Origin of the sequence: Actinokineospora sp. (assembly GCF_050699995.1) — a bacterium.
Taxonomy (GTDB): Bacteria; Actinomycetota; Actinomycetes; order Mycobacteriales; family Pseudonocardiaceae; genus Actinokineospora.
The window spans coordinates 1-1,628 of record NZ_JBOHGC010000247.1; the positions used below are offsets into that span (position 1 = coordinate 1).

Below are 1,628 nucleotides of genomic sequence, written 5' to 3' on the forward strand. Positions count from 1 at the left end.
ACCGGCCAGGTCACCGAGTTTCTCGTGACACAGACCAATCACGACATGTTCTGCCCGGGTACCGCCTTCCTGGAGGACGGGCGCCTCTTGGTCAACGGCGGCGGGCCGCAAGTGACCACCACGAGCATCTACGATTTCAGCGCCAATCAATGGGCGCGCGGCACGAGCATGAGCCGCCGCCGCTGGTACAACGCTTCGACCACGTTACCCGGCGGCGGGGTGTTCACGCTCGGCGGCATTCCGGAGGATGGCGTCGGCGAGCTTTGGACCCCCGGCGTCGGCTGGAGCGTGCTGGCCGGTGCGCCGGTTACACCCATGACGAGGGACGGGGGATCTTATATGCCCCGCAGCGAGCAGCATCCCAAGGTCCTGGTCGCGCCCAGCGGCAGGCTGTTCGCCGCAGGCCCCACGCCCAATATGCAATGGTATGACACCGCCAGCGGCGGGAGTGTCCAGTTCGCCGGCCGTCGCGGTGATGACATCTACGCGCAAAACAACGTGACGGTCATGTTCGACGTCGGCAAGATCCTGACTGCGGGAGGCAGTCCACGCTACGACGCCGCCGGAGGGCAGCCCCCGGCGAGCGCCAACGCTTATGTGATCGATATCAATAGCGCCGTCAGCACCAGGAAGATCGCATCGATGCAACACGGCCGTAGCTACGCCAACGGTGTGGTATTACCCGACGGGCGGGTCCTGGTGGTGGGGGGAAAAGGCGACGGGCAAGCATTTTCCGACACCGCCGCCGTCTTCTTCCCGGAGATGTTCGATCCGGGCACGGAGACGTGGGCCACGATGGCGAGGCAGGCTACGCCGCGGACCTACCATTCAACGGCGGTATTGTTGCCGGATGGCCGGGTGTTCTCGGGTGGCGGTGGCCTATGCGGGGACTGCGGCGTCAACCATGCCGACGGGGAGATCTATAGTCCGCCTTATCTTTTCCAGGGGCCGCGCCCCGTCATTCAGGGCGCGCCTACCGTCGTCGGTTATAACGCCCCGTTTTCGATCTCCACGACCGGCGACGTGGCTCGGTTCACGTTCGTGCGCCTGTCCTCGACAACGCACACCGTCAATACGGACCAACGGTTCCTGGAGCTCCAATCGGCGCCCGCTGGCGGCGGTTCGTTTACCGTCACCTCGCCCTTGAACGCCAACATCGCTCCGCCGGGCTACTACATGCTGTTCGCGCTCAGTGCGGCCGGCGTGCCGTCGGTCTCCAAGATCATGAAGCTCAGCGCCAAGGGTGCACCCGTGGGTGGCGGCAGCTTCCGTTACGTCAGGCTGGAGGAGGTTTCGGAGGTCAGCGGCAGGCCTTGGGGCTCGGCGGCCGAGCTCAACGTCCTGGACACGAGCGGCAATACCATCGGCCGGACGGGTTGGGTGGCGAGCGCGGACAGCGCCGAGACGGCGAGCTCGCCGCCTTTTCCGGCGGCCAACGCCATAGACGGCAAACCGAGCACCCTCTGGCACACGCGATTTGTCGGTGCGAGTCCGCCGCCGCCGCACTGGTTGGTAGTGGACATGGGAACCAGCCATCCGGTGGGTGGATTCCGTTACCTGCCGCGCCAGGACGGCTCCTCCAACGGCCGGATCGCCGGTTACCGGTTCTATGTGAGCACCAACGGCGT

General features: G+C 65.7%; 1 protein-coding gene. It reads left to right on the plus strand.

The window, feature by feature from the left end; all coding sequences use genetic code 11:
- Window positions 1–1,628: galactose oxidase-like domain-containing protein (locus ACRDSQ_RS12960; protein WP_431421227.1), on the plus strand; the 1,628-nt coding region annotated here is incomplete at both ends.